At 41.7% G+C, this 10,015-nt stretch carries 8 protein-coding genes; all 8 read right to left on the bottom strand.

Annotated elements, in window-relative coordinates; all coding sequences use genetic code 11:
* Positions 1 to 105: 105 nt before the first annotated feature.
* The 8 genes from C5S61_RS08100 to C5S61_RS08065 all read right to left on the bottom strand — a co-directional run bounded on the left by C5S61_RS08100 (position 106) and on the right by C5S61_RS08065 (position 9,988).
* A complete protein-coding gene (locus tag C5S61_RS08100; protein WP_110514560.1) occupies positions 106 to 993 on the bottom strand; it encodes a hypothetical protein in 888 nt (295 codons plus the stop codon).
* Positions 990 to 1,730 carry a response regulator transcription factor gene (locus C5S61_RS08095; RefSeq protein ID WP_110514559.1) on the bottom strand — a complete coding sequence of 247 codons (741 nt, stop codon included), beginning with the start codon at positions 1,728 to 1,730 and terminating at the stop codon, positions 990 to 992. Before C5S61_RS08095 ends, C5S61_RS08100 begins: the two co-directional genes overlap by 4 nt.
* Positions 1,731 to 2,310: 580 nt before the next feature.
* The gene (locus C5S61_RS08090; protein ID WP_110514558.1) at positions 2,311 to 4,251 is read right to left on the bottom strand and encodes a CHAT domain-containing protein; all 1,941 of its coding nucleotides are present in this window, start codon (positions 4,249 to 4,251) and stop codon (positions 2,311 to 2,313) included.
* A 198-nt stretch (positions 4,252 to 4,449) separates the two neighbouring features.
* Positions 4,450 to 5,214, bottom strand: coding sequence for a PaeR7I family type II restriction endonuclease (locus tag C5S61_RS08085; protein WP_110514557.1), 765 nt, complete (start codon positions 5,212 to 5,214; stop codon positions 4,450 to 4,452).
* Positions 5,215 to 5,226: 12 nt separating this feature from the next.
* A complete protein-coding gene (locus tag C5S61_RS08080) occupies positions 5,227 to 6,954 on the bottom strand; it encodes an Eco57I restriction-modification methylase domain-containing protein (protein WP_110514556.1) in 1,728 nt (575 codons plus the stop codon).
* Positions 6,955 to 7,177: 223 nt separating this feature from the next.
* The gene (locus C5S61_RS08075) at positions 7,178 to 7,768 is read right to left on the bottom strand and encodes a hypothetical protein (protein ID WP_110514555.1); all 591 of its coding nucleotides are present in this window, start codon (positions 7,766 to 7,768) and stop codon (positions 7,178 to 7,180) included.
* Between the two features lie 380 nt (positions 7,769 to 8,148).
* Positions 8,149 to 9,000 carry a hypothetical protein gene (locus C5S61_RS08070; RefSeq protein ID WP_110514554.1) on the bottom strand — a complete coding sequence of 284 codons (852 nt, stop codon included), beginning with the start codon at positions 8,998 to 9,000 and terminating at the stop codon, positions 8,149 to 8,151.
* The gene (locus C5S61_RS08065; RefSeq protein WP_110514553.1) at positions 8,993 to 9,988 is read right to left on the bottom strand and encodes a nucleotidyltransferase family protein; all 996 of its coding nucleotides are present in this window, start codon (positions 9,986 to 9,988) and stop codon (positions 8,993 to 8,995) included. Before C5S61_RS08065 ends, C5S61_RS08070 begins: the two co-directional genes overlap by 8 nt.
* Between the last annotated feature and the right edge of the window lie 27 nt (positions 9,989 to 10,015).

Genomic DNA, 10,015 nt, shown 5'->3' with positions numbered 1-10,015 from the left:
GCTGTGTGGATTAACCGCCCAGTCGGGCCAGCGGATCCGTCGATCACGGCGGCATTGCGCGAATAATCCTTCTTTAATCGTCCGTTTGCTCCATTGTCATTTGTTTCATCGTGCTTGACACATTCCGTTGAGGTGCGCTTGTACCGATTGTCGGTACAGAAAATATCTCCAGCGCCACAGGAGCATAACAAAGCCGCTGAATATCAAGAACCCGTTAATTAAACCTGCACGCCTCGCGAGCAGCGGTACCCATGGTAGGCCCGATCCGATGTGCATAATCACTTGGGTATGAATCCATGCGCTATAGAATGCCAAGGGATATAAGCTATATTTGACCAGCTTGCGCGATGTTGGAACGGGAAATACCCATGCGAGATGAAAAAGTAAGGCTCCCACCAGCGGCATTGGTATCAGAACGGTCAGCAGCGTGAAATATTGACCCATAGTCGGCAATCTGTGCATAGAGCCTAGCACACAAAGCGCGATACACCAGAGCGCTTGGGCAAATATTACGTTTTGCTCTAGGCGATGGTTCGTTAAAAAGATAATTAACCCCAAGATCCACAATATCATTGCGGTAATAAATAGGGTAAAATAAATTTGGAAGATGCGGTAGTATGTCATTTTGATCGCGGGGACAAGTTCGTTGAATGGAGCCTGACCTTCGCGCTGAATTCTGACTGGCACCATGCGTGATCCAAGCGGCAAGTCGACTAATGGTTTGAGTTTAGCAATCATCGCCGGCGAGTCAATCGACTCACCGGCAACACTCACAATACAATCGCCTGGCTGCAGGATACCCTCTGCTATGGGAATCCAAGATGCTGGAGTTAGCACATGGACTTCAGTGCAACTTTTAGCTGCTGACCAAAGGTAGACAATCTCAATCGCAGGCTGATCGAGAGAGTTGAGGCTGCTACGCACACTAATGACCATTGCGAGCAGCACGGCCATGCATAACCCAAGTGCACCCACCAATCTGAATGCTTTCATGGGGCTTCCGAGCCAAGGCTTTGATACACCGATGCCAGAAAAATCAAGGTTTCTCGTCCCTCGTTGGTATCATATAAATCGAGTTTGCTATAAATATTGCGTTTGTATGTCGTCACTGTTTCGACCGAGAATACCAACGATTTGGCAATGTGCTCTGGTCTCCATGCCATCAGTTGGGCTACCTTTTTCTCCCCACTGCCAAGGATATCAAGAGAGCCAGCGACCTCGAGAATTCGCGGGACAAGATTGGGGTCAAGCAAGGACAGGAAAATATCCTGAGCGCCAGCCAGCGGCTCATCAAGATCTTTACTAAACAATTGAGTTTTGCCCTGACGAGCCGCATCGATGGCTTGCCGATAGATCGCAATCGACGAGCCTTTTTCCACCCCAATAATGCCCCCCAGTCTTTTGGCCCACAGACTCATCACATTTTTGAACAGCCAGCGATACGATGTCACAACAACTATTCCGGTCGTTGGCGAGTGTTCCTTTAGATGAGTGATGATCCTCGTCCCATGGGGTGCATCTTTATCCTGTTGTATGCTCAGGGAATCCATTGGCATTAGCAAGTCAACAAACGCCAGATCATAGGCTTCCGACTCTGCGTTAATCGTTGCTATGGCATCGTTTATAGATATAGTCCGCTTGGTTGTATATCCAAGCCGATCGAGCATACTTATTAAACCATCGCCAAATAGCAGATCGTCATCAGCTACAAAAGCTCTTCGCAATTCCATTGAATTCCACCTTCCACGAATGTATCCCGTCAGATGATAGATGATTCCATGGCTGCAAACTATCCCAATTCAGGGATAGTTTGCAGTTACCCCACCTCGTAAAGTTATTTTATGTCAGCGCTGAATAACTTTACGGGATATGGAGGTCATTGTAATGCGAACTATCCGACGATGGATACCTTTATTACTGATACCTTTCGTATTGGCCTCAGGCGGAGCAAACACCCTGAAGGCCAGATATATAGGGATCGTGATTATCACCTGTGATCCTACCGGTTGCGGCGGAGGTTAAACTTTATATGACCGCTATAGTGGACTTGGTACCACCCACTACTTTGCGGTTAACATTCCTCGATTACCACTGTTATACCTCCGATAGAGTAGTTGGTCGGTGTATATGAATTTTTCATAAAGAGATTTTGTTACTGGCTGAATACCACATCAATCCAATCACCAGCATTTCACTAGGGTCGGATTATGTCCAATTGTGAGACCATTCAGACTAGGCAAGCGAAAGATTGATACAGCATTGTGCATGTCGGCTGTCAGCCCGTCATGACAGGTGATATCCTTTACTAGGCTAGTGATTCAACTGATCAATTCCGATAATTTGCAGGCCCGCCCATGCAATTGGCAGACTCATTCTGCCTCGACTAGTAATGCAAGCACGTTGCATGTCGGTAAGGGCGGCTGCGGCATCCAAACCTTGAGCAAGTCCAGCGTATAACATGTGCATTATCCCCGGCGAAAGCTCGTCTTCGAGCGGCCAAAGGCTTGAGATAACTGCTTGGACTCCAGCTGCCAAGAAGCCATGACTAAGACTTAATACCTCCTCTCCTGGCAAAATTTCGCTCAGGTTTCCATCGCACATTGAGAGCACCACTAGTCTAGCATCAAGCTTCAGTGCAGCAATTTCATCGAATAGGAGTTCACGGTCCCAAAACTTAATGTGTGCCAGCAAGCCTTTAGCCGCCACTAATTGCGCATGAGTCGCGATGTGTATAAATCGATAGTGAACCACAGGATTAGTTTCAGATAACATAGTTAGACATTCGCTGGTGGCAATGGAATCTTCGCATCGATGTATAGTCAAGTTTGTATAGGCGTGCGCAATGTGATCTAGTTCTTCACCCACATGTAATAAATCATCCGCTCTTCCATTGAAATGGCGACAGCCAATCAGCAGCCCTTCTCCAGGCTGAGTCGGCGGCTTAGGAATAAACTGTACGTAACCAATTCCTGGAACGATCTGGATCGTGGCGCGTTCACATAACCATGCCTCACCAATGCGTAACGCGGCCCATGGAACCTTATGCAAAAGACCTGCCGGACTGATTAGTAGGCGCAGGTTTGGATGTAATTTCCCCTGGATGTACGGTGGCAGCAAGCGTATTGCCAGTGTGGACAATCTCGACCAAGGTCCACACTCTGGACGATCGATATAGGCCAGATCAGCATAGGTATAAAGGCGATACTCCGATAAGCACACCTCATCAATCATAGCCTTTAAGTTCGCATCAAAAGCCACAGTGACGCACTCGATCGTATGCTGATCAAGCGCCATTATTAGTAACTGATCGTCACAGAAAGCATATGAAACAGACAACCATCCGTTCGGATACCACTTCCCCAGAATTGAACGAACGCTGTCGATATCGCTCTGCAACGCAATGATTCTATCAATGCGTGGTGCTATGGCACTGGCATGCAGTAAGGCTTCGGTAAAGGACTGGAGAGCTGATTCAATAGCTTCACTCGATCCTTCATCTTGTAGCAAGGCTTGTACTTGCCGCTGCAAATCCTCAGGCAATCTCCCTGAAAACCCTTTGCCAGTTTGCTGATTTTGCTGAAGATGATGGTAAAGGTTAAGAGACCGTTGTTGCTCAATCAGGAGAAAAAGTGTTTGGCTGTCATATTGCTGCATAGCCAATTGTATTGCATCGGTATAAAGCCGCTGAGCTTGATGAAAGATGGCGCTGGAGACATGGATGTTGAGTATCTCTTGTCGCAGCAAGGCAATAATGCCGCTTGCTTGTTTATACAAATTAAGTGCGCCAATTTTTCGATTCTGTAAGGCTGCACATTTGCCTTGGGCATAAAGAACCCGCCAATAATGAAATGGACGGTTCCTGAGTTCGGTAGCGGCCTGCTGCAACGCAGTCTCGGCCTTCTCGAGCCGAGACTGATTACTCTGCTCGCTAATCGCACTAGACGATAAGTGCATAATGTTTAACCAAGCTTGTTCCAACAAGCACTCGGCCACTGCAGCTTGGTTACCCAATTGTTGAAATTGGTGTTGTGCTTGGGCAAAAAAGTACATCGCCTGTCCATAATGATGGAGATCGGACTGGATATGGGCAATCGATTGCCAGTATTCCGCCTGTTCAAGCTTATCGCCGCTTTGTTTAATAGGGTCTTCCAAACTTTGAAGAATGCGCAAGGACGCGACCAGATCTCCTTGCGCCCTCAGCACAAGAGCTTGATTGCGCTGACAGGCATACATCATCGAGAGCCGCGACATTTCACGGTAGGCTCGTTCTGCCTTTTGAAATGTTGTCAACGCTAAACGATACAGACCGGTGTAGTAACTAATAATACCTAGATTGAGCTCACAACCCACAATGAGGTCTAGCCGATTGAGTACCAAATATCAGTACTCTATGTTCTAAAAAGAGAATAGTAAATTGCCACTAAGAAGACCAGTATTTCTCTTGGAAGGCTATATTAAGTCTGTTTTATTTTTATAACGTGCGGCCTCTGCTGCAATATAACCAGCTAATGTTGAGACAAATGTCGTAAGATCACTTATTTCCGATAATGTCGTATACTCTCCCGTATGCAATGCCGTTCGGGGAGATGTCAAGAGAGTTGCGGTTGTATATAGCCGTTCTTGGACTAATTTCTGACAAAATATGCTATACCGTTCTGCATATGATTTACCTTGAAATTCGGGTAACACCGTAAAATGTCGTAATTTCGTTCTTTCCTTACGCGGTTGCTGTGATTCTGGACAATCTTCGAGCAGCATAAGCCATCCTATGAAGGGGCGTTGGATACTTCCCAATGCTCCTTCACGGTATGCTGTCCATAAGTCAATCGCACTGCCTAATGCTTCTTCAACACGGTTATTAAAATTATTCCCGAACGATGGGCCAATATGACTTTTAAATTCCAAAGCGGCGACTAATCGTTCTTCATGGATAATCAGGAGATCCCATGCTTTTGTTGGACGAAAGTAGCCTGGTAATGTCGTAATGCCACGATTACGATAAATCGATGTCGCTGGTAACCCATTCAGGGTTACGATGTCACTGATCAAATCAATAAAACCATCCAAATTCTTTCCTTGTGTTACGGCACTGCGTTCTCCCCGATCCATTCCTCCTAATGTAGTGTGCTGTATGCGTGCACTATCCCTGTTCTGCCAAAAAATCTTGATGGCATTTTGCGCTTTTAGGTGATAATTTGCTAAATCAAGGGTCATTGTTGTACCTTATTACTTGCTTAATGACAAAAGAAGCGATTGTTCATGGGCCGATATAGTATAGAGATCGAATGTCGCTTTTAATCCTTCTTGAATATTATTTGTTCGACCTGCCTCGCAGAGAGCTTGCTGAAGATCAAGTGATATATCCGACCACATCGGAAGCCGAATACGACGAAGGTATTGTGCCTGGAAACGGAAATAACCGCCACTTATTTTTGTTGAGTACGCAGCGATAAAAAGATGCATTATTTTTGAGCGTAAAACGGTGAGTAATGCATGTAAGTCCCATTGAGTCGCAGTAATTACATATAAATTATGATGAGGATAAAAATTGCCTTGGTCGTAGACGATGTGTGGCTCATCCTTAATATCGGGAATCAGGAGTTTGGGTGTTGTGGTAAGGGTAGGATGAATCCGATCGATAGTTCGATACCACGATCGAGGATTCATTCGGGCACAATGGCGTTGTCGTAACACTGACTCGTGAGCCGAAAGATATGCTGACACTCGTGGATAGTCTTGTAAGTTAATGAGCGTTCCATCATCATTAAATGGATTTAATACTCCTAGACCGTGCCATTGAATGGCATTTGAGACAATATCTTGTGGTTTTACAATCGGCAATTTTCTATCATCTTCAATCGGGAAATTGTCGTAAGGTTGGATAAAGATTTTATCGGCACCAGTTGCAACTCCTATGCGAACACTACAACCAGTCTCCTCAATCAACGGAAAGGTACGTTCAAGCCGTTTTATTAATGGTAGCTGGCTGCTGTTATTTAACATCCATGGATAGGTTCCGCCAGGAAGTTGCACTGTTTCATGGATGAAACTTGCGTTTGTGGGTGTCCCGTTTTGATTGAATGCGTTCGATAGTTTCTGAATCGTTATGTCATCTAAGGACGGACAATAGGCCACCCGTGTTTTGCTGGGTTTTGCATTGCGAATCAGGGTAATCGCAGGATATGCTGCCACCGTTTGCTGGAAGGGATTCACCTTCGACATATCAATATAAATATCAAGATGGTATTTTGTGGTTATAAGGTTACGGAGTTTTTCTCCATAGCGATTCTTTGTCCAACGATCTGAACAAATGATAGCGATAGTCCCACCTGGAACCAAACACTGCAACCCTTTTTCAATAAAAGGTATATATATATCTGCACGATCGGTCATTGTGTTATAGCGACTTCTATATTGTTTAATGAGATGTGATGCGATAGACTCATGACGAATGTATGGTGGATTCCCTATAACGTGAGTAAAGACAGGAGGAATATCTTCTAGGAGAAAATCACCATGATGTAACCATACGCTAAGGAGTTGATTCGTAACATTTATCGATACGTTATGCGCATGAAAAATACGACTTAATCGTTTTATTGTATATTGGAGGCTCGGTAAATGAATATCAAATGCAAGAATTGTACTTTTAAGATCATGAATAATCTCTGGATCAGTTTTGTGGGACAAATAAGGAGCATAGACAGATAAGAGCCTATCCACAATGACCTCTAAGAAATCACCTTCACCACAGGATGGCTCTAATATCCTATATGACCATAATGGTTTATCAACCGTATATTCTGCAATATTAAGGATGAGATCTATCACCTCAGAGCGTGTATAGACTGCACCACGATCAGTAAAGTCTTCTAAAAGAGGCTCATTATTTACGGAGCTGAAAATATCTATTGCTTCTCTATTAGGGAGAGGTAATTCGAATGAATACTGCATAGAAATCCTCTTGAAATATTATTTTATGGTTTAGTAGCCGTGCATTTTACTAGGTATAAGTAGCTCATGGGCGAACTTGGAGGTTTGCCTAGTGTTGGTTTTGTGGGCGGTTAGGAATTCCTTACATCCCTCGACTTAAAATCCCTATATCGGCCCTGTCTTACTTATGGTAGCACAAAGGATGAGTGTTTGTGTTGATAGTACATCAAAGAGGTATTCTTTTCTATTCTTGTGGAAAATACAAAGTTTTATTTTTATCCAGCCATATTAATCCTGCATAAGTAATTCTGATGTTTGACCAATTATCCTTGGTTTGTAGAGCAGTTATTAGCTTATTATTCTTTAGTCGGTTCAACTCAATATCGATCAGTGCAAAATCATCTATTCCTACATTACAATAGAGATCCTCATCATCTAGACACATGTGGGTGTTAAGATCGCTCAAAAAATCTTTTGTACGATCAGCTATTACAATAAGCATCTGTACACCTAGAGGAGAAACGGTGATACACTTGAAATATATGTGTAAGGTATCTCGATATGCGAAAAAATTTAATCCACTACGCTTTAGGATATAGCGATCGCGGTTGGATGTGGTAATAGGAGGTGGTGATACAACGTGATTTGACTTAAGATCTTCCATAGCATATCTTACCGCATCTTCAATATCTTTTGTTATGTATTGCCCTTCCTCCAAAATATACTGTGCTATACTAGTGACACTTACACCTTTCATTTGTGCTGCTATTGGATCACTTTTATAAATAGTTATCGCTGCTATCCAAACCTTCTCATACAATTGAATATAGTTCATAGTGATCCTCATAGATAGAAGTACTTAACCCTATTTCATAATATTATTTCCGACTCAGCCTCATCAAATCCAATTTAATCGCCATGATTGCTGTTTGTACAGAATACTGGAACTACCAGTATCTTTTAATTTATACCAAACCGATTGTCTTGATAGTTTGTACCTCCCTGAAATCCGCAGTAACTTAGTGCGATCTAAGGATATTGTGCCAGTTGGAAATTGACTTATTTGGCTATAAATTGATGATGATAAGAATCCTCGACATGATTCCATTATCCTTTGACTTTATACCTTACATGTATGAGTGAATCAAAATCTTCGATTGTAGGAAGATTGTCCATTCGGCCTAACATTAAAAAATAAAAGTACATTCAACTAAATTATATTTTTTTCTTATCCATGTAATCATGCCACATTTGCGTCAGTTCTTGATTTCTTAGCTTCCAAATCCAGCTTGGGAGTAGTGGAGCAGTAGCACGAGCGACTTGATATTCATGAAAAAGTTTTACTATTTGTATTTCAGTTGAAGAATTTTGCATCAAATGTATAGCCTGATTTTCAATTTGTGCCGACTTTTGAGAGAATCTATAATAACTTACCGTCAACTTGAATAATCCTGATGTAAATACAGAGGTTATAGTAGCAGTTACAACACGACTAATATTGCTAAGAATTGCAGATTTGAGAGTTAGTTGAATACTTACAATAAGCAAGATAATGGATATAATAAGTAGAATACAACTTATTACCAAAGTAAATACCCAAGCAGAATTTGCAATTTGCTTACTCCACCAAGAGGTTTCTTGAATATTTGCTATCGTTTTTTCTATACCGTAAGGATTATTATTTTCAAAGTACTGTTCTCCACTTCTCTCATTAGGCAAAGACTCTCTAATTTTCTTTGGCAATCGAATTACGATATCTCTTATATCTTGTGCCCGTAAAGACCATCCGAGAGAGTCTCGCATATCCAATTTTCTCAACAGTCCATCAGCTATACCTTTAATAGTATCTGATCTCCAAATGCATAATTCAGAACATATAGAAAATATATAAACAGTATATGGCGCTACTAATGCAAAAAAGTTAGTAGTAAATATAGCGATAGAGGCTACTATCAGTATACTTGCCTTTAATGTCATTGATATGGAAAACCAAAGTTTTGATCGCTCAAAAAGGTATCTACTAATGGCCCTGGGGTCATGCTTTAATTGATTTGACGCATTATCCATATGCAGGAAACTCCAAACCAAATATTTTTTGCCAATAGCTTATGGCTTCTTGGTGATTGTTTTGGCCTTCGTGATACATAGCCAATCTAGCATTATTAGCATCATCAATAGCAGCACTATTAATTTTCATTTTTGTTTCAAGTGATACAGTTTCATCTAAATTTGAACCGAGACCTTTAGGGTCTGGACAAGGGAATAATAACCTTGTTGAAAGATTATCAAAGAAATACTTAATCGCTGATTGGTAAGATGTTATAGATGATGCGTACTGAAAAATATTCAATACTAAAGTTTCAAAATAGTATGATGAAAGAGTTGGTTTATGAACTCTTTTATTCCAATATTTCAATAGACGCATAGTAGGTAAAAACAATGATGAGTGACTTTTATTTACGGTTGTAACAAACTCTGCATCTCTTCTTGGATCTGTTCTAATCCATTCCCCGTGACCACTAGGAATCAAATAATGCGTAATCTTTCCGCTTAAGTTATGAACCTCTACTGCCGGAACTATATCAAAATTCCAAGAGTATGATGATAATTTTAATGTTACAGCCTGCATATTTTTTTTCAAATCAGCCTTGCCATAAATACTAACGGTAGATAGACCATCCCTAATTTTATGTAAAATCTTTGTTGAATTTACATAGCCAAAGTCATCTCTATATTGATAAAGAGGTGATGAAGTATCTTCAATATACAACCATACATGACCTTCTGGCCTAAGAGATTCTGTAGTATTACTACTTTTGATTATTACAAAAAAATCTATGTCATCTAGGGGTAAAATTTTTGTTCTTCTCGCAAATGATCCAAACCCCATAAAAGTGCCTAGTAATTTAGGAAATCCGGGATATGTTCCATCAAGGGTTTTTATTTGTCCTTGCAAATAATCCCTACTTGAACGAGCTGTTTGTGTGTTCTTAGAACCGAGGTCTACATAGTTGCTGCGAAAGTAATCAAATGACCCCCAGACAGTATAAGCCATTTACCTCTCCTTTTGGTACTTATGTTC

It is taken from the genome of Herpetosiphon llansteffanensis (assembly GCF_003205875.1).
GTDB lineage: Bacteria > Chloroflexota > Chloroflexia > Chloroflexales > Herpetosiphonaceae > Herpetosiphon > Herpetosiphon llansteffanensis.
This window is presented reverse-complemented; position numbering and strand designations above follow the sequence as displayed.